Origin of the sequence: Roseomonas aerilata DSM 19363, assembly GCF_000711725.1 — a bacterium.
In the GTDB taxonomy this organism is placed as follows: domain Bacteria; phylum Pseudomonadota; class Alphaproteobacteria; order Acetobacterales; family Acetobacteraceae; genus Roseomonas; species Roseomonas aerilata.
Map to the genome: position 1 here is coordinate 275,768 of NZ_JONP01000004.1, position 17,932 is coordinate 293,699.

The 17,932-nt window shown below is 71.3% G+C and carries 21 protein-coding genes; 8 read left to right on the forward strand and 13 right to left on the reverse strand.

Translation table 11 applies throughout. From position 1 onward, the window contains the following. Positions 1-39 precede the first annotated feature (39 nt). From fliE to flgB, 3 genes are read right to left on the reverse strand one after another with little or no spacing between them, the layout of a single operon-like run. Complete coding sequence (gene fliE, locus BO39_RS07035) at positions 40-336, reverse strand: flagellar hook-basal body complex protein FliE (protein ID WP_043831374.1); 297 nt, start codon at positions 334-336, stop codon at positions 40-42. Next, positions 336-743, reverse strand: a complete 408-nt coding sequence (gene flgC, locus BO39_RS07040) for a flagellar basal body rod protein FlgC (protein ID WP_043831375.1) — start codon at positions 741-743, stop codon at positions 336-338. The genes fliE and flgC overlap by 1 nt, the downstream gene beginning before the upstream one ends. A gap of 19 nt (positions 744-762) precedes the next feature. Next, positions 763-1,164 (reverse strand): flagellar basal body rod protein FlgB, encoded by a 402-nt coding sequence (gene flgB / locus BO39_RS07045; RefSeq protein ID WP_169742734.1) that lies wholly within the window; start codon positions 1,162-1,164, stop codon positions 763-765. A gap of 95 nt (positions 1,165-1,259) precedes the next feature. Between flgB and BO39_RS07050 the strand changes: the two genes are divergently transcribed. Genes BO39_RS07050 through fliP form a run of 3 tightly spaced genes read left to right on the forward strand, consistent with a single transcriptional unit; the run spans position 1,260 to position 2,497 of the window. Next, entirely contained in the window at positions 1,260-1,505 is a 246-nt protein-coding gene (locus BO39_RS07050) for a hypothetical protein (RefSeq protein WP_043831377.1), read from the forward strand. A 33-nt stretch (positions 1,506-1,538) separates the two neighbouring features. Next, entirely contained in the window at positions 1,539-1,784 is a 246-nt protein-coding gene (locus tag BO39_RS34290) for a FliO/MopB family protein (RefSeq protein WP_052401712.1), read from the forward strand. Positions 1,785-1,795: 11 nt separating this feature from the next. Beyond that, positions 1,796-2,497 (forward strand): flagellar type III secretion system pore protein FliP, encoded by a 702-nt coding sequence (gene fliP, locus BO39_RS07060; protein ID WP_342666313.1) that lies wholly within the window; start codon positions 1,796-1,798, stop codon positions 2,495-2,497. A 116-nt stretch (positions 2,498-2,613) separates the two neighbouring features. Here the strand turns inward: fliP and speE are convergent, their stop codons facing one another. The 9 genes from speE to BO39_RS07105 all read right to left on the reverse strand — a co-directional run bounded on the left by speE (position 2,614) and on the right by BO39_RS07105 (position 10,592). Next, the gene (gene speE, locus BO39_RS07065; protein ID WP_043831523.1) at positions 2,614-3,486 is read right to left on the reverse strand and encodes a polyamine aminopropyltransferase; all 873 of its coding nucleotides are present in this window, start codon (positions 3,484-3,486) and stop codon (positions 2,614-2,616) included. A 73-nt stretch (positions 3,487-3,559) separates the two neighbouring features. Further along, positions 3,560-4,006, reverse strand: coding sequence for an adenosylmethionine decarboxylase (gene speD, locus BO39_RS07070; RefSeq protein WP_043831379.1), 447 nt, complete (start codon positions 4,004-4,006; stop codon positions 3,560-3,562). 161 nt (positions 4,007-4,167) lie between these two features. Then, the gene (locus BO39_RS07075) at positions 4,168-6,903 is read right to left on the reverse strand and encodes a tetratricopeptide repeat protein (RefSeq protein WP_043831381.1); all 2,736 of its coding nucleotides are present in this window, start codon (positions 6,901-6,903) and stop codon (positions 4,168-4,170) included. Then, positions 6,903-7,457, reverse strand: coding sequence for a protein phosphatase CheZ (locus tag BO39_RS07080; protein WP_043831383.1), 555 nt, complete (start codon positions 7,455-7,457; stop codon positions 6,903-6,905). Before BO39_RS07080 ends, BO39_RS07075 begins: the two co-directional genes overlap by 1 nt. Continuing rightward, complete coding sequence (locus tag BO39_RS07085; protein WP_043831385.1) at positions 7,450-7,830, reverse strand: chemotaxis response regulator CheY; 381 nt, start codon at positions 7,828-7,830, stop codon at positions 7,450-7,452. Before BO39_RS07085 ends, BO39_RS07080 begins: the two co-directional genes overlap by 8 nt. A gap of 15 nt (positions 7,831-7,845) precedes the next feature. Next, complete coding sequence (locus tag BO39_RS07090) at positions 7,846-8,508, reverse strand: MotE family protein (protein ID WP_156963549.1); 663 nt, start codon at positions 8,506-8,508, stop codon at positions 7,846-7,848. Beyond that, on the reverse strand, positions 8,508-8,924 hold the full coding sequence (locus tag BO39_RS07095) for a DUF6468 domain-containing protein (RefSeq protein ID WP_043831386.1): 417 nt from the start codon (positions 8,922-8,924) through the stop codon (positions 8,508-8,510). Before BO39_RS07095 ends, BO39_RS07090 begins: the two co-directional genes overlap by 1 nt. Then, positions 8,921-9,991 (reverse strand): flagellar motor switch protein FliM, encoded by a 1,071-nt coding sequence (fliM, locus tag BO39_RS07100; RefSeq protein ID WP_043831389.1) that lies wholly within the window; start codon positions 9,989-9,991, stop codon positions 8,921-8,923. Before fliM ends, BO39_RS07095 begins: the two co-directional genes overlap by 4 nt. Before the next feature lie 10 nt (positions 9,992-10,001). Continuing rightward, positions 10,002-10,592: a flagellar basal body-associated FliL family protein gene (locus BO39_RS07105; RefSeq protein ID WP_043831391.1), complete on the reverse strand. Its 591-nt coding sequence runs from the start codon at positions 10,590-10,592 to the stop codon at positions 10,002-10,004. Positions 10,593-10,816: 224 nt separating this feature from the next. Between BO39_RS07105 and BO39_RS07110 the strand changes: the two genes are divergently transcribed. From BO39_RS07110 to BO39_RS07130, 5 genes are all read left to right on the forward strand, one after another. Next, a complete protein-coding gene (locus BO39_RS07110) occupies positions 10,817-11,563 on the forward strand; it encodes a flagellar hook-basal body complex protein (RefSeq protein ID WP_043831392.1) in 747 nt (248 codons plus the stop codon). 89 nt (positions 11,564-11,652) lie between these two features. Next, positions 11,653-12,438 (forward strand): flagellar basal-body rod protein FlgG, encoded by a 786-nt coding sequence (flgG, locus tag BO39_RS07115; RefSeq protein WP_043831394.1) that lies wholly within the window; start codon positions 11,653-11,655, stop codon positions 12,436-12,438. Beyond that, on the forward strand, positions 12,435-13,397 hold the full coding sequence (flgA, locus tag BO39_RS07120) for a flagellar basal body P-ring formation chaperone FlgA (protein WP_043831396.1): 963 nt from the start codon (positions 12,435-12,437) through the stop codon (positions 13,395-13,397). The genes flgG and flgA overlap by 4 nt, the downstream gene beginning before the upstream one ends. A gap of 11 nt (positions 13,398-13,408) precedes the next feature. After that, positions 13,409-14,158 carry a flagellar basal body L-ring protein FlgH gene (gene flgH / locus BO39_RS07125; protein WP_156963551.1) on the forward strand — a complete coding sequence of 250 codons (750 nt, stop codon included), beginning with the start codon at positions 13,409-13,411 and terminating at the stop codon, positions 14,156-14,158. Between the two features lie 453 nt (positions 14,159-14,611). Then, entirely contained in the window at positions 14,612-16,666 is a 2,055-nt protein-coding gene (locus tag BO39_RS07130; protein WP_052401714.1) for a PAS domain-containing sensor histidine kinase, read from the forward strand. A 158-nt stretch (positions 16,667-16,824) separates the two neighbouring features. Here the strand turns inward: BO39_RS07130 and BO39_RS29710 are convergent. Beyond that, positions 16,825-17,932, reverse strand: a 1,108-nt coding sequence (locus BO39_RS29710; RefSeq protein ID WP_408735162.1) for a calcium-binding protein, incomplete at its 5' end; no start/stop codon positions are given.

Genomic DNA, 17,932 nt, shown 5'->3' on the forward strand with positions numbered 1-17,932 from the left:
CTGGCCTTCGTGCGTGCGGTGGTGGTGGCGGGGCGCGCGCTAGATCGGCATGCGCATGACGTCCTGGTAGGCGGAGATCACGCGGTCCCGCACGGCGACGGCGGTTTGCAGCGCCATCTCGGCGCGGGTGACGGCGAGGACGGTTTCGGTGACGCCGACCTGGCCGAGGAGGGCGCCGGAGCTGGCGGCGTCGGCTTGGCGACTGGAGTCGACGGCCCCCTCGATGGCGCGCTTGAGGGCGCCGCCGAAGCCCTCCCCTCCCCCACCCGCCGAGGGCGTGGCGTTCACGCCGCGATAGGCGGCGGCAGCGGCGGCGGCGCCGATCGGGCCCGGCATCAGCGCAGCGACTCGATCGTGCGCGTGAGCATGCCGCGCGTGGTTTCGAGCACCGAGAGGTTGGCGCTGTAGCTGCGCTGGGCCTCGCGCATGTCCATGACCTCGATAAGGCTGTCGACGTTGGGTGTCTTCACGTAGCCCTGGGCGTCGGCGGCGGGGCTGGATGGGTCGAAGCGCTTCGGGAAGTCGCCGGGGGCCTGGCCGATGCGCGATACGGAGACGGTCTGGGCGCCCGTCGCGCGGTCGAGGTGGTTGCCGAAGCTGACCGTGCGGCGGCGATAGGGGTCGGCGCCCGGCGTGTCGCCGGTGCTGTCGCGGTTGGCGAGGTTTTCCGCCACCACGCGGAGGCGGGTGGACTGCGCCGCCATGCCGGCGGCGGAGATCCGTAATGCCCTGTCCATGTCCATGCGCGGGTTTCCTTACGGTCTATCCGTTGCGGCCGAGGGCCGTGCGGAACATGCCCACCCAGCGGCGATGAAGGCTCATCGCGAGGGAATGGGCGGTATCGGTGTCGGCGACCTTGATGGCCTGCTCGTCGAGCGAGACGGCGTTGCCGTCGGGCGAGACCTCGGCCGCGGGATCGGGGCGGGTGCCGGCGGCGTTGCCGGTGCCGACGAGGTGGCCGGGGTTGGTGCGGGCCATGCCCTGGCTGCCGGTGGCGCGGGCGAGCTGGGCGGCGAAAGGCGTGAGGTCGCGCGCGCGGTAGTTCGGTGTGTCGGCGTTGGCGATGTTGCGCGCGAGGACCTCCTGCCGGCGGTCAAGCCAGCGGAGGCGGGCCTCGGCGAGCTCCATCGGGCTTTTGGCCGCGGCAGGGGTGGTTCGGTCCATGCCCGGCATTATCGGCCGGGTTGGTTAACCGATGCTTGATGCGGCGCGGGGCGGCATTAACGGTTTGGAAGGGTTGGGGCGGCAAACTCTGCCGCATGACGAGCACGCCGCAAAAAGCCGTTCTCGCCGCCGTGGATGAATTGCACGGCGTGCTGAGCCTCGCAGAGGTCCTCCTGATCACGGGACGGACACTCGACCTTGGGGGACTGGACAAGGAGGTCGCGGCCATCTGCGACGCCGTGGCCGCCCTGCCGCCGGAGGAGGGCCGCGCCGCGCGGCCTGCCCTTACCGACCTGCTTCGCCAGGTGGAGGGGCTGCATGGCCAGCTTCGGGCGCGATGAGCCGGATTTCCGCGGCCGGTCCTGGGGGCGGGCATGAACGAGGCGATGGGGCAGTGGGTGAGCGCGGCCGGGGCGCTGGCCGTGGTGCTGGGCCTGCTCTGGCTGGTCGCGCGGCTGGCGCGGCGGGGCGGGATGGCGGCCTCGGGGCCGCGCCGGGTGCGGGTGGTGGAGGCGACGGCGATCGATCCGCGCCGTCGCGCCGTGATCCTGCGGGTGGACGGGCGCGAGGCGCTGGTGCTGACGGGCGGGCCGCAGGACGTCTTCGTCGGCTGGCTCTGATCGCGGGGTTCGTGCTGCTGCCCGTGGGGGCGGCGGTGGCGCAGTCGGTCTCGCTCGATCTCGGCGGCTCGGGTTCGGGGAGCACGGCGCGGCTGGTTCAGCTGACGGCGATGATCGGGCTGCTGTCGCTGGCCCCTTCCCTGCTGGTGATGGCGACGGCCTTCGCGCGGATCGTCATCGTGCTGTCGCTGTTGCGGAGCGCGATCGGGGCGCAGGGGATCCCGCCGAACCCGGTGCTGATCGGGCTGGCGCTGTTCCTGACCTTCTTTGTCATGCAGCCGGTGATCGAGGCGTCCTGGGCGCAGGGATTGCAGCCGATGCTCGCGGGGCAGATGGCGGAGCTGGACGGGCTTTCGGCCTCGGCGGAGCCGTTCCGGAAGTTCATGGCGGCGAATGCGCGGGATTCGGATCTCGCGCTGTTCCTCGACCTCGCGCAGTTGCCGGCGCCGGCAGGGCCGGAGGCGACACCGTGGCGGGCGCTGGTGCCCGCCTTCATGGTGAGCGAGCTGAAGCGTGGCTTCGAGATCGGCTTCCTGATGTTCCTGCCGTTCCTGGTGATCGACCTGGTGGCGGCCTCGCTGCTGATGTCGCTGGGCATGATGATGCTGCCGCCGAGCGTGGTGGCGCTGCCCTTCAAGATCATCTTCTTCGTGATGGTCGATGGCTGGCGCCTGGTCTCGGCGAGCCTCGTGCAGGGCTTCGCGAGCCAATAGGGTTACGGCCGCCGCGTCCCCGCGTTCCCGATCCATCCCGCACGCCGCATGACGCGCCGGGGACGGCTAGATGGGGAACCGGTGGAGCGCGGCGGCCGAAAGGCACAGCCCCTGGCTCAGACCTTCTGAGGCAGGTGCTTCGCGATGTAGGGCGGCAGGTTGAAAGCGCCCGCGTGGATTTCCGGCGTCCAGTAGCCGGTCGTGCCGAGGATGCCGGCCGATTCTGCGCGACGCCGGATTTCTTCCGGGGCGATCGCGCGCATGGAGGCGTCCTTCGCGGCCCAGCCAAGGGTCATCAGGCCGCCGACATAGGTGGGCACCGCCGCGACATAGGCGTGGATGTCCGGAAAGGACTTCGCGCGGCGGAGCGAGGTTTCGGCGAGTTCCTCGGCCTGCATGGCGGGGACGCCGCACTGGTTCACGACGAGGCCGCGATCCGTCAGGAGGCGGGCGGTGTTCGCGTAGAATTCGTCGGTGAAGAGGGCCTCGCCGACGCCGACGGGGTCGGTGCTGTCCACGATGACGACGTCGAAGGAGCCGGCCTCGGTGCGGCGGACGTAGTCGATGCCGTCGGCCACCAGCACTTCCGCGCGCGGGTCGTTCCAGGCGTCGCCGGCGATGTTCGGCAGGAACTCCTTAGCGAGGCGGATGACCTCGCCGTCGATCTCCACCATCACCGCGCGCTCAACGTTGCGGTGCTGGAGGACGCGGCGGAGGACGCCGCCGTCGCCGGCACCGATGATGAGGACGCGCTTCGCCTCGCCATGGGCGAGGAGCGGGACGTGCGTCAGCATCTCCTGATAGACGAACTCATCCATCTCGGTGATCTGCACGGCGCCGTCGAGCAGCATGACGCGGCCATGCGTCTCTGACTCGAAGATCAGGATGTCCTGGAATTCCGAGCGGGTGCGGGCGAGCTCCCGCACGACGCGGAAGCGCTGGCCCCAGCCGGCATAGAGGGTTTCGTTCACCCAGATGTCGGTGGTCATCATGCTGCTCCGGACAAGAAGAAGGGGCGGACCCTAGGGTCCGCCCCCGGTCAGGTCAGGTGAAGCTTCTGCTTCAGGCCTGCATGCCGCGGCGGTGCTCGGCGAGCTGCACGCGCTCCGGCAGGAAGCCGCGCTTGAGCACGGGGATCGCCAGGTAAGGGTCGCAGGCGCCGCAGACGAAGATGTCGAGCGCGGCGTAGGACTTCTCGGGCCAGGTGTGGATCGACACGTGGCTCTCGGCGAGCACGAGCACGCCGCTCACTCCGCCATTCGGCTGGAAGTGATGGAAATGGCCGTGCAGGATCGTCGCGCCCGTCTCGATGGCGGCGACGCGCAGGATCTCGTCGATATGCGCGGGGTCGTCGAGATTCGTCGCCCCCCACAGATCGATAATCAGGTGAGTCCCGGCGAAGCGGATGCCGTTCTTCTCGACGAAGTAGTCCTTCGTCTCTTCAGTGTGCAGGGCTTCGCTCGGGCTGAAATCCGAAACCATCCCCAGCGGAGCAGTAAGAGTGTCCATCAGCGGGCCCCCCAATCCTCGACCGGCGATGACCAGGGCGATCGGGAATTCGATCAGGTCAACGGGGGGCGCATATGAGGCACCCCCTCCCCCAACGCAAGCGAAATTACGATTTTTCCCGCCGAAAAAAACGCGGCGCCCCCCCGCGTTGGACGCGCAGCTCAGCGCGAAACAGCGGCTGCGATCCGGAAGGCCTCCAGCCCTGCGGAGATTCCCCGGAAAAGGTCCAGTTCGCGGGTGAGCCTCGGCAGGTCAGCGAGGCCTTGAACGGGATCGGTGGTGAGCAGGCGGAAGGCTTCGGCAAGCGGGCCGTTACCGAGGCGGGAGGCCCAATCGCCGCGCAGCGCGGTCAGGCGCGCGGTGTCGCGGGCCAGGGTGGCGAAGGCGGCGGCGCGCAGGATTTCGCGCGGCGTGGAGGCGTCGTCCGGATGAGTGGCGGCGAGAGCAGCTGCGGCGTCCGAGGCGCCGGACCAGTCCTGGCGCTCGGCCAGGAGGGCGGTCAGCGCGGGGAGGCCGGGCGTGCCGAGGGTGCGGAGGGTAGTGGCCGCGCCATCCGCATCGCCGAGGCGGGACTTGATGCGGGCGGCGAGGAGGCCGCGTGGCACGGTGCTCTCGGGGGTGGCGGGGGCGGATTCGAGGGCGGCGAGCGCGCCGGGAGCGTCGCCGGCGGCGAGGCGGAAGCCCGCGAGCTGCAGTGCGAGGGCGGGGCGCTGGGCGGGCGTGGCGCGCTCCCCGGCGCGCTGGGCGAGGGCGGCGGCACGGTCGGGAAGGTCCATCGCGGCGAGGCGTTCGGCGAGGCCGAGGAGGGCGTCGGTGCCGCGGGTGTCGCGCGGGAGGAGGGGTTCATTGGCCTCGAAAAGGGCGACGGCGACGGTCGGCTGCTCCCTCGTGAGCGCCTGGATGAGGGCGGCTTCCTGCACGGCTCGGAGGGCTTCGGCGCGGTCGGGGAAGGTTTCGCCGGTGTCGCGGAGAAGGTCGAGGGCGGCGCGGCTGTCGCCGGCGGCTTGCCGGAGGGCGGCGATTCGGAGGCGCGTGGCGAATTCCTCGCCGTCGCCGCGCCAGGCGAAGAGGGCGGATTCGAGGGCGGCGGCGGCGCCGGCATTGTCCAGCATGCCCGCGGCGAGGCGCAGCTCGGCGCTCCGGCGGAGGGCGCGGGCGCGGGCGAGGCGGTCCCTCCCCTCCCCTATCGCGGCGTAGAGCGCGAGGGCCTCGTCGCGGCGGCCCTCGGCCTCGGCGAGGCGGGCGCGGGCCAGGGCGAGGTCCGGTCGCTCGCCGGCGGCGCGGAGGAGACGGCGGGCGGAGGTGAGGTCGCCGCCCTCGATCAGGGTATCGGCGGCGAGCGGCAGGAGGCGGGCGCGGACGGGCTCGGGATAGGTGAGCATGAGGGGGAGTGTGGCGGCGAAGCCGGTGGCGGCGGGCTCGCCCTTCGCGGCGGCGAGGACGGCGCGCCAGAGGGTGAGCTCGTCGCTCGGCGGCAGGCTGGGCGAGAGGAGGTTCGCGGCCTCTGCGGGGCGGTTGGCCAGGAGGGCGGCGGCGCCGTGGACGAGAAGGGCGGCGGGGTCCGTCGAGGCGCGCGAATCCTCCTGGAAGGCGAGGCGCATCATGGACTGCGCTTCGTGCGCCATGCCGAGGGAGAGGAGGCCCTCGGCGGCGGCGCGGCGGATGGGCAGGCGGGCGAGCGGCGGGGTGGCGGCGAGGCTGGCGCTCTGCGCGCGCTGGCGCTCGTTGGCGGCCGCATTGTCGAGAGAGGTCAGATCCATCAGCCGCGACATGGCGGCGGCCTCGGCGGCGTCCGGCAGGGCGGCAACGCCCGCGACGCCGGAGAGGAGGAAGCGGTCGCCGGCGCGGCGGAGGGAGGCGGTGTCGGCGCGGGCGAGGGCCGCGACCCCGAGCTGCGTGGGGAGGAGGTCGAGCTGGGCGAGGCTGCGCGTGCCGCCCATGGCCTGGCCGGGCTCGCGCACCGTGCCGAGGAGGAGGGGCAGGCCGGTCTCGGGGTCGGGGATCGGGACGGGACGGCCGGGGGCGGCGACGCGCATGACCATCCGGGCGCCCTCGGGCTCGGCGAGGATGGAGCGCTCCCGCTCGGGGGTGGCGACGGGGGTGAGGAACCAGCGGGCGCCGTCACGGCGGGCTCGCAGCGAGGCCGGGGCGGCGAGCGGGAGGCGGAGGATGGTGGCCTCGGGGCGCGTCTCGACCTCGAGGGCGCCGAAGACGGGATCGTCGCGCAGGGGGGTGGCGTCGAAATCCTGCGGCTGGTCGAGGACGATCAGGAGGAGGTCGCCGCGGCGGAGGATAGCCAGGGCCGTCTCTGGGGCGAGTGGCAGCGCGAGGGCACGGCGGTCACCGTCTCCGATGAGGCGGAGGGGGGTGCCGCTGGGCGCGGGCGCCGGGGGCTCCGCGGGCGGCGGGAGCGGGGCGGTGGCGACGGGTGTCACCGGGGCGGTGGTGGGCGCGGGCGGAGCGGGGGGAGCGGGGGCCGGGGCGGGGCTGGGCGGTGCGAGAGCCAAGGGCGTCGCGGGCTCGGGCGCCGGGGTGCCGCGACCGGCGCGCGGGGGCGGGCCGTCGAGAACCTCGAGCACGAGCCGGTTGCCGGCGCGCTGATGGCGGAGATGTGTGCCGGGGCGGGTGGTGAGCAGCAGGCCGTCCGCGTTCGCCTCGATCGCGCGGAGGTTGCGGGGCATGCGGCGGTTGGCGGGCATGTCCAGGGTGAGGTTGGGGCCGAGGCGCACGAAGGTGCCCCTCGGCCAGTTCTCCACGCGGTAGGGCGTGTCGGGCGCGGCGAGGTCCAGAACCACCCGGCTGTTGCCGGGCTGGTCGCTCAGCTGCACCCCGACGCGCTCTGCCAGGGCGGGCGAGGCGAGGAGAAGCAGGGCGAGGCCGGTCGCCGCGAAACGCATCAGTCGAAGCTCGCCAGCAGGGCGTCGATCTCCGCCTGGGAGGAGGCGGCCGCGACCGGCTGCGGGCCGTTCGCCAGGCGCTCGCCCTCCGTCCGGGCTGGCGCAGTGCGGGCGGGGAGCGCGGCGGAGGGCGCGTAGCGGCCCGTGGTCTCGCGCACGCGCTGCTCGATCTGCTTCAGCGCGTTCACCACCTTGCCGATCCGCTGGCCGGTGATGTCCTGGAAGGCGCAGGCCTCGTAGATGCGGGTGACGCAGACGGCGATGGTGTCAGAGGCCTCCGGCGACACGTTCGCCTGGAGATTCTCGAGCGTCTCGCATACGTCGAGGATCTCGTTGGCGGCGTTGGCGGTGCTCTTCACGACCTCGTCGAGCTCGTCGGTCGCGGCAGGGAGATGCGTGGCGTCCACGTTCTCCACGCGCATCGCCGCGATCTCCTCCTTCGCATGGGCAACCATGCGGCCGAGAGCTTCAAGTTCCTGCAGGAGGGTGGCTTCGGTCTTGTTGAGGCCCGACATGACGTTCAGGGCGATCTGGGCGCGGTCCACGTTAAGCATGGGCCATCACCTTCTCGATCTTCTCGCGCAGCGTCTCAGCGTTGAAGGGCTTGACGATGTAGTTGGAGACGCCGGCGGCGCGGGCGGCGACAACGTTCTCGGTCTTGCTCTCGGCGGTGATCATGATGAAGGGCAGCGACTTCAGGCGGGCATCGGCGCGCACCTCCTTCAGCAGGTCCAGGCCCGTCATCGGCTCCATGTTCCAGTCGGAGATGACGAGGCCGAAGTTGCCGGCGCGGAGCTTGGCGAGCGCCTCCTGGCCGTCGGTCGCCTCCTCGACGTTGTTGAAGTCGAGCTGCTTCAGCAGGTTCCTGATGATCCGCAGCATCGTCTTGTAGTCGTCGACGATGAGCACGTTGGTGTTCTTGTCCATGACAAGGCTCTCCTTTCAGTCCGTCCGGTTTGTGGCAGCGCGGAGCCGGGCCAGCTCCGCGGTCAGGCTTCTTGCCCGATCGGGCCGCATGGCGCCGATCACGGGAGCGGCCTTCGCCTCCCGCATGCGGTTCACGATCTGGAGGAGCACGGGCATCTCCAGTTCGTCGAAGACGGTGGCGGCGTCGCGGGGACGCATCGCCTCGTAGGTTTTCACCAGGCCGCGCCAGCCGGCCTCCTCACGCTCGCCGCGGCCGCGCTCCAGCGCTTCCAGGCGGGCCTGCAGAGCGGCCATTTCCTCGAGGCGCGCGGTGAGGCGGCGCTCGGCGGCGGCGAGGACGGATTCGCGGGCGGCGAAGGCGGCTTCCTTCGCCTCCAGCTCCGAGCGGCGCTCGCGCAGGCGGCCGAGGAGCGCGCGCTCGGCCTGGTCCACCGGGTCGGGCGGCGGGGGCTCGGGCGGCGGCGGGGCGGGAGCGCGGGCGGGCGCGGGGGCCGGCGGGGGCGAGGAAGCGGCGGCGGAGGAGACGATCGCCGCGCCGTTGGGGGCCGCGCTCAGCAGGGCCTGAGCCTTCACCAGCGCGAGGCCCGCGCAGGTCGCGAGGATGAGGGGCATTAGGCGCGGCTTTGGGCGGGGGAGGCGCGCGGCGAGGCCGCGCTTCCCTGGGGTGGGGGCAGGCATCAGCGAGCCTGCCTCAGCGCCTGGAGGAGGTCGCGCTCGGCCTGGCTGCGCGCGGGTTCCTCAGCGGGCGCGGCGCCGGGAGGGCCGGCGAGCGGGCGGGCGCGGCGGACGGCGCCTTCCAGGCGGTCGGCGAGGCCTTCGGCGCGCTCGATGAGGAAGCGGAGATCGTCGCGCAGGGCCTCGGCGGCGGCGGCCTGGCGGGCCTGCACCTCGAGCGAGGAACGCAGCGCGGCGAGGACGGACTGCGCGCCGCGGGCCGCTGTCTCGACACCCTCGGCGCCGTCGTTCAGGGCGGCGCGGTCGCGGCGGATGGCGGCGAGGCCGCGCTCGAGCCGCAGCGCGAAGGGGATGGCGGCGAGGAGGAGGACGAGCAGCGCGCCCTGCAGGATCCACTCGATGGTGCCCATGGCGTTCATGCCGGCTCCTCCGTTCCCATGCGCTTCAGCTCGCGCTCGATCTTGACGGCGAGGCGGTTCTCGCGGCGGCCGAGCATCGCCTCGAAGAGGGAGACCTCGCCGCAGCGGAGCACGACGGGGGCGCCAGGGCCGACGTTCAGCGTGATGCGGTCGCCGGGCTTGAGGTTGACGACGGCCGAGAGCGGGAGCGGCTGGTCGTCCAGCACGACGTCGAGGGCGACGTCGGTGTGACGCAGCTCGTCGGCGAGGTGGTTCTCCCAGATGGAGTCGCGGCCGAACTTCTCGCCCATGAACTGCTGGAGGAGGAGTTCGCGCACGGGCTCGAGCGTGGCGTAGGGGAGGAGGAGCTCGACGCGGCCGCCCCGGTCCTCCATCTCGACGCGGAGCTTCACGAGGATGGCGGCGTTGGAGAGGCGCGAGATGGCGGCGAAGCGCGGGTTCACCTCCAGCCGCTCGAACTGGAACTCCACGGGGCAGAGGGGCTCGAAGGCGGCGGAGACGTCGCGGAGGATGACGCCGATGAGGCGCTCGACCAGCGTGCGCTCGATCGTCGTGTAGGGGCGGCCCTCGATGCGCATGGCGGCGGTGCCGCGGCGGCCTCCGAGCAGCACGTCCACCACGGAGTAGATCATCGCGGAGTCGACGACCATGAGGCCGTAGTTGTCCCACTCCTTCGCCTTGGTGACGGCGAGCATGGCGGGGAGCGGGATGGAGTTGAGGTAGTCGCCGAAGCGGAGCGAGGTGATGCCGTCGATCGACACCTCGACGTTGTCGGAGGTGAAGTTGCGGAGCGTGGTGCTCATCAGGCGCACGAGACGGTCGAAGACGATCTCGAGCATCGGCAGGCGCTCGTAGGAGACGAGGCCGCTGCTGATGATGCGCTCGATGCCGGACTTCGCGCCCTCGGCGGGGCCGTCGTCGAAGCCGAGAAGGCTGTCGATCTCGGCCTGGTTGAGGACGCGGGCGGCGTCGGTGCCCGCGCCCGACGTGGCATCGGCGGCGTCGTCGCCCTCGTCGTCGAGGGAGGCGCCCCAGGCGGCGGCGAGATCGTCGTCTTCGGTGCTCATCGGCCCGCCCTCACTGCACGATGAGTTCGACGAAGAGGACGTCGAGCACCTTGCCCGGGCCGACGGCGACGGCGGCGCGGTTCCGCAGTTCTTCCCGCAGGCGGTAGGTGCCCTGGCTGCCGCGCAGCTCCTCCGGCCGCATCTCCCGCAGGTAGGTCTGGAAGAGGTCGAGCAGGCGGGGCATGGCGGCGTTGGCGGCCGCCGTGTCGGCATCCGCGGCGAGTTCGAGCTTCGCGCGGAGGCGGATGAAGGTCGCGCGGCGGCCGGTGACGTTGAGGTTGGTCAGGACCTCCGGCATGTCGAGGAAGACGGTGCCGCGGCCGGCCTGCGCGTTGGTGGCGGGGGCGGCGCCGTGGCCACCTGCCGCTGGGGCGCCGTGGCCCGCTGCGGGCGCGCCGTGCGCGTCCGGCGCGGCGCCGTGCGCGGGGGCTTCCGCCCCGTGGTCGCCCGACTTGCCGAAGGGCAGGAGGCCGCTGAACCAGAGGCCCGCGCCCACGCCGCCGAGCAGCAGCGGGACGAGGGCGATGATGATGAGCTTCTTCTTGCCGCCCTTGACGGGGGCTGCCTCCCCCTCATCCGCCGTGATCGCCGCGCTGGACATCTTTGTCGGGTGCTTCCTGCCGTTCCGATGGGGTGATCCTGACGGGGTGCGGTTAACGGAGGGTTGCACCGGGTGCGAATGGCCGCATGACCGGCAGTTCTTGCCGGAGGGGCGGCAGGGAGGGCGGGCCGGGGCCTGAAAAGAGGTGGCACGCGGGTTGCGCCAACGGTTCCGAAACCTTGGCGGCGCATGGTGGCGCCCCTGACGCAGGAGGCGGACGGAAGATGGACAATGCCGGCTACATCGCCCTCTCGCGGCTGGTGGCGCAGAATCGGTCCACGGCCGTGCTCGCGAACAACATGGCGAACGCTGAGACGCCGGGGTTCCGCGCCATCCGGCCGGCCTTCGCCGATCACCTCGAGCGCCAGAGGGGCGCGCGGTCGGTGCCCGGCGGCGAATCGCTGCATTTCTCGGAAGACCGCGCGGCCTGGCGGGACGAGCGGCCGGGGCCGGTGCAGATGACGGCGAATCCGCTGGACATCGCGATTTCTGGCGAGGGGCTCTTCTCCGTCGGGACGCCGCGGGGGGAGCGCTACACGCGGGCGGGGCGGTTCAGCCTCGGGCCCGAGGGGACGATCGTGGACATGGAGGGGAATTCGCTGCTCGACGCCGGCGGGAATCCGCTGCGCGTCTCGCCGAACGACACGCGGCTGACGATCAAGGGCGACGGCACGCTGTCGAGCGAGAATGGGGAGATCGGGCGGATTCGCGTGGTGCGGTTCGCCGAGGCGCAGCGGCTGGTGCCCGAGGGCGACCGGCTGCTGGCGGCGGCGCCCGGACAGGCGCCGGAGACGATCGAGCGGCCGGCGGTGGTGCAGGGCGCGCTTGAGGGAAGCAACGTGCAGCCGGTTTTGGAGCTGACGCGGCTGACGGCCGAGATGAGGGAGTTCCAGTTCATGGCGCAGTTCGTGGAGAAGGAGGGCGACCGCGTTTCGACGGCGGTCGAGCGCATCCTTCGGAAGCGCAGCTGATGGGGTCGAATCCGGAGGGCGGGTTCGGGGCTGCGAACCAATCGTCAATCAAGCAGTGCCGGCGGTCGCCGGTTGGGGAGTTCTAGCGGATGCGTGCGCTCTGGACCGCTGGCACGGGCATGATGGCCCAGCAGACGAATGTCGAGGTCATCTCGAACAACATCGCGAATATGAGCACGACGGGATTCAAGCGCCGGCGCGCGGAGTTCCAGGACCTGATGTACCAGAACATGCGGCGCGTGGGCTCGCAATCCTCGGATACGGGGACGACGCTTCCTTCGGGCGCGCAGGTCGGGCTCGGCGTGCGGGCGGCGGGCGTGTACCGCATCCACGAGCAGGGGAGCCTGCAGCAGACGGAGAACAAGTTCGACATCGCGATTCGCGGCAACGGGTTCCTGCAGGTGCAGCTTCCCTCGGGCGAGACGGCCTATACGCGGGACGGCACGCTGGGGCTTTCGCCCGAGGGCGTGATCGTGACGGCGGAGGGGTATCCGGTGGCGCCGGGGGTCACGATCCCCGCCAATGCGCGGGACGTGACGATCAACGGCAACGGCGAGGTGCTGGTCAAGCTCGACGGGCAGACGGCGGCGCAGAATGTCGGGCAGTTCCAGCTTGCGATCTTCGCGAACGAGGGCGGGTTGGAGGCGGTGGGGGACAACCTGCTGATGGCTTCGGCCTCCTCCGGCGCGGCGCAGCAGGGGGCGCCGGGGGCGCCGGGCTTCGGCAACGTGATGCAGGGCTTCGTCGAGACGTCGAACGTGAACGTGGTGCAGGAGATCACGAGCCTCATCACGGCCCAGCGCGCCTATGAGATGAACAGCAAGGTGATCACGGCGAGCGACGAGATGCTCAATACCGTGGCGCGGCTGCGGTGAGCGCGGTGCGGGGGGCGCTTCTCGCGGTCGGGCTGCTGCTGGCGCCGCTCTCGGCGCGGGCGGACCTTGCGCTGCTGCGGCCGGTGGCGGTGGTGGAGGAGGCGGCGATCCGCTTGTCGGACCTGTTCGACAATGCGGGGGCGAACGCGGCGCGGGTGGTCGGGCCCTCGCCCGCGCCGGGGCGGCGGATCGTCGTGGAGCCGGCGCAGCTTCTCGCGATCGCGCGGGCGAATGGCGTGATGTGGCGGCCGCTGACGGCGGCGGACACGGTGGTGGTGGAGCGGCCCGGTCGCGCGGTGCCGCGCGACGAGGTGCTGGACCTGCTGCGCGCGGAGTTCGGGCGGATGGGGCTCGATTCCGCGGCGGAGCTGGAGTTGCCGGGGTTCCAGGCGCCGATGGTGCCGCTGGCTTCCTTCACGCAGCTGGCGCTGGAGCAGCCAGCTTTCGAGGCGGCGACGAATCGGTTCTCGGCGACGCTGGTGGTGGTGGCGGAGGGAATGCCGACGCAGCGGGTGCGGCTGGCGGGGCGGGCTCTCGCGACCTCGGCGGTGGTGATCGCGACGCGGCGGCTGGCGCTGGGCGAGGTGGTGCGGGCCGAGGATCTGCGGCTGGTGCGCCAGCGGGCGGAGCGGGTGCGGCCGGGGCTTGCGACCGATCCAGGGCAGGTGGTGGGCAAGGCGCTGCGGCGGCCGGTGGCGGAGGGGCTGCCCTTCGCGGTGGTCGATCTTTCGGCCCCGTCGGTCATCGAGCGGAACGCGACGGTGCTGATGCTGATCGACGGGCCGGGGCTGAGCCTGACGGCGCAGGGGCGCGCGATGGCGCCGGCGGCGCGGGGCGAGGTGGTGCCGGTGATGAACCTTTCCTCCCGCGCGGTGGTGGAGGCGGAGGCGATCGGGCCCGGGCGTGTGCGGGTAGCTTTCGGAAGCGTGCCTGGCGGCAGCGTGCCGGCGAACCGGTGAGGATGGGTGCGATGACGAAACTCGCCACGATTTCGATGGGACTGCTGATGGGGGCGCTGCTGGCGGGCTGCGGCTCGGTGGAGCGGTTGGCGCGGGTGGGGCATGCGCCGGAGCTGTCGCCGATCGCGGATCCGACGCGGGATCCGGACTACCGGCCGGTTTCCATGCCGATGCCGGCGCCGCAGGATTCGCGGCAGCTCGTGGCGAACAGCCTGTGGCGGCCGGGGAGCCGGACCTTCCTGCGGGACCAGCGGGCGGCAGCGGTGGGGGACCTGATCACGGTTCTCGTCGCGATCAAGGACACGGCGCAGCTTTCGAATTCCTCGGAGCGGTCGCGCGGGAACACGGAGAACATGGGGCTTCCGCGGCTGATGGGGCTCGATGCCTCCTATGCGCGGCTGCTGCCGAGCGGGATCGACCCGACGAAGCTCGTGGAGGCGAATTCGGCGAATACCTCGAACGGCGACGGGAAGATCCAGCGCAACGAGGCGGTGACGATGCGGATCGCGGCGACGGTCAACCAGGTGCTGCCGAACGGGAATCTCGTGGTGGGTGGGCGGCAGCAGGTGCGGGTGAACCACGAGATGCGCGACCTGACGGTGGCGGGGATCATCCGGCCGCAGGATATCGCGAGCGACAACACGGTGCAGCACGACCGGCTTGCGGAGGCGCGGATCGCCTATGGCGGGCGCGGGACCATCAGCGACGTGCAGCAGCCTCGCTACGGGCAGCAGTTGCTGGATGCGATCCTGCCCTTCTAGGAGGCAGGCCGAGGAGGCAGGGTTGCGTAGCCTGGCTTTCCCTCGCATGCGCCGTTCGATGCGATCTCGTTCCTTTTGAGCGGGGTTTTCGGAGCCGGTTGCGATTTGCGGCCGGCTCCCGAAATGCGACGCTGAAGGAATGATCCGGCGTGGTTCCTGCCTCCTCGGCGGGAGTTGCGGGTCGGCCGCTTTCCAGCAAGCCCCTCTGGGGATCAGGGCTGCCGGAGCAGCAAGCCATTCGTGAGGTCGGGGCGGCTTCGGCACCGCACTGGAGGCCCGCCGGTTTGTTTTCTTCTGGCCCCGGCTCTCGTCAGCGGCTGCCCGGGTCGGCCCGATGGAGCAGCGCCGAGGATGGGGAGGACCCCGGGGGTGGGATCAACTTGCTGTCCGAGCCGGCTCCACCTCTCGGTAGCTCGATTGGACCGAGAGTTCCGGGCAAGCGTTACTGTTTCCATGGGGAACTACGCGACGGGAAACCACTCCTGGCCCTTCCAGGACGGCGAGATGGCGGGGCGGATCCGCGCCCATGACTGGTCGGCCGGGCCGCTCGGTCCGATCGAGGGATGGCCGGAGCGCCTGAAGCTCATGGTCGAGTTCGTGCTCGCAAGCCCGTCGGTCTCCGCTCTGGTTCATGGGGAGGAGCGGATCCTGATCTACAATGATGCCGCGGCGCGCCTCTATGGCGAGCGGCACCCGGCCGCGCTCGGGCGACCCCTGCCCGCCACCTTTCCGGAAGGCTGGAGGGTGGTCGGCCCTCTCTATGCCCGCGCGTTCGCGGGCGAGGTCGTGCAGGTCACCGGCCAGCCGCTGGACACGCGCGGCGACGGATCCGGCACCGACATGTTCGACGCCACGCTCATCCCTGTTCGCGACGACGCCGGTCGGATCGTGTGCGTCCATATGGCCGGACATGAAGTCGGGGCACAGGTGCGGTCCGAATGCCGTCTCAAGCGGAAGAATATGGTGCTCGATGGCATCAACCGGATCTTCCAGGAGGCCCTGATCGCCGCAACGGAGGAGGAACTCGGCCGCGTCTGCCTCTCCGTGGCCGAGGAGGTTACCGGGAGCGCCTTTGGTTTCATGGGCGAGATCAACTTCAGGACGAACCGGCTCGACGATCTCTCCGTCAGCGAGCGCGGCTGGCAGGCCTTCTCGATGGAGGATCCCGCCTTTCCGAGGGGCAAGGCGCCGACGGGGCTGAAGCTTCATGGCATCTACGGAAGGGTGCTGTTGGATGGAAAGGGGCTGATCGCCAATGATCCCGTGTCGCACCCCGACCGGATCGGCACGCCGAAGGGGCATCCGCCGCTGAGATCGTTCCTGGGCGTGCCGCTGATCCATGCCGGGCGGACGATCGGCATGCTGGGGCTGGGGAACCGCGAGGGCGGCTATCGTCCGGAGGATCTGGAGGCGGCAGAAGCGCTCGCCCCGGCCATTCTGCAGGCCCTGTTCAGCAGGCGGATCGAGCAGCGGCTGCGCGAGAGCGAGGAGCGACTCGCCACCGTGTTCAATGTCCTGCCGGTCGGCATCGGTGTCCTGGACAGCCGGGGCGACCTGTTTCTTTCCAACCAGGAGATGCGGCGCTTCCTGCCGACCGGCCTCATGCCTTCGCGCGACGAGGATCGCGGCGAACGGTGGCGTGCCTATCAGCCGGATGGGCGCCGCGTTGAGCCTTCGGACTTCCCGGACTCCCGCGCGCTGCGTGGCGAGCATGTCCTGCCCGGGGTGGAGATGAGCTACGCGCAGGACGATGGCCGCGAGATCTGGACACGGATGGCCGCGGTGCCGGTCAAGGATGCGGTGGGGAGGGTCAGCGGGGCGGTCGCGGTCATCACGGATATCGATGCGCTGAAGCGCAACGCCACGATGCTGGAGCAGAACCAGGAGCGGCTTCAGGTCATGGTGGCCGAGCTGCAGCACCGGACGCGGAACCTGCTGGCGGTCGTGCGCACCATCGCGCGCCGGAGCCTGGGCCCCTCGGCGGGGCTCGAGAAGTACGATGCCCGGCTGGCTTCGCTGGGCCGGGTGCAGGGCTTCCTCTCCCGCGCGCCGGCCTGGACGGTGCCGCTGGCCGACCTCGTGGGTGCCGAGCTTGCGGCCCTTGGCGCTGGGATGTTGGAGCGGGTGACCGTCAGTGGGCCGGCGATCGACCTGCCGGGGACGCAGGCGCAACTCTTCGCGCTGGCCCTGCACGAGCTGGCCACGAACGCCCTCAAATACGGGGCCCTGAGCAAGGCGGGGGGGAAACTGGCCGTTTCCTGGCACATCGCGCGGGAGGAGCCGGGCAAGGCGCCCTGGCTTCATGTCCTGTGGCAGGAAGCGGGTGTTGCCATCGCCGGCGGCACCGGGCTGCGGCCTGGCGGCTTCGGGCGCGAGCTGATCGAGCGCGCCCTGCCCTATCAGCTCAAGGCGAGGACGAGCTACGAGCTGGGCGCGGATGGGGTGCGCTGCACGATTGCCGCTCCCCTCCTCGGCGAGGCAGGGCGGGGGCCGGGAAGCGCTGGCTGATGGAGGCCTGGCATAGGGCCGGGCGGCCTTGCGGCAGGCCCCCTCCCCGCTTCAGGCCGGAACGGCGGATCGGCGTTCTCACGCGCGCGGCGCCCGCCTCCCCTCGCCCCGGGACGCGCTGACCGGCGTTCCGGGGGAGGCTTCGCCGGCGCCACGCGTCAGAGGATGATGTCCGTGGCGACGATCGTATGGAGGCCGGTGAGGACGAGCGAGAAGTCGGCGGCGAGATCCCCGTTGGCGTTCCCTTCGACATAGGTTTCGCCGGTCGCCGCGTTCTGGACGGCGCGGACTTGTCCCGCGCCCGTGAAGGCGGCCGTTCCGATGAAGAGGAACTTGTCGTTCGTGCTCGTCGCGGCGATGGCGTCGATCTTGGAGAGGTCGATCTTGTCGCCCGCCGCCCAATCCGAGATGACGTCGGAGGGCAGGCCTGTTGCGCCGCCGCCGATTTCGGCGGCCGTGCGGAAAAGGAACTTGTCGGCCCCCGACCCGCCTGTCAGCAGGTCGCGCCCGGCGCCGCCCTCGATGATGTCGTCTCCGCCCAGGCCGAGGATGATGTCGTTTCCGTCCCCGCCGACGAGCGTGTTGATGCCGGCATTGCCGGTGATCCGGTTGTCGGAGGCGTTTCCGGTGGCGGAGCTGTCGGCGCTGCCCGTCAGTTCCAGGTTCTCCACGTTCGACTTGAGGGTGAACTTGCCGGTGCCGGAGAAGTACACGAAGTCCGTGCCCTCGCCGGTCTTCTCGGTGATCGTGTCGCTGGTGCTGTCGGCGTAGAAGGTGTCGTCGCCGACGCCGCCGTAGAGGGTGTCGTTCCCTGCCCCGCCGATCAGCGTATCGTTGCCGGCGCCTCCGTAGAGGGTATCGCCGCTGGCGCCGCCGTCGATGGTGTCGTTGCCGGCCAGGCCGTCGATCCGGTCGGCCGCGGCGGTGCCGGTGAGGTTGTCGTCACCCGCGGTGGGCACCGTGCTGACGGGCGCGCCGTCGTCGTTCTGGATGGTGCCCGTGGCCGTGGCCGTGGTGATGGTGGTTCCGGACGAGGGCGAGGCCAGCGTGAGGGTGAAGGTCTCGTCGGTCTCGGCCAGGGCGTCGCCGGCGACGCTGACCGTGATGGTCTTGCTCGCCTCGCCGGCGGCGAAGGACACGGTGCCGCTGGGCAGGGTGCCGCCGAAGTCCGCGGCATTGGCGGCGTTGCTGCCGCTGCCGGTGACGGACCACTGGGCGGTGCTGGTGCCGCTGAGGTCGCCCGTGCGGGTGACCGTGTAGGCAAAG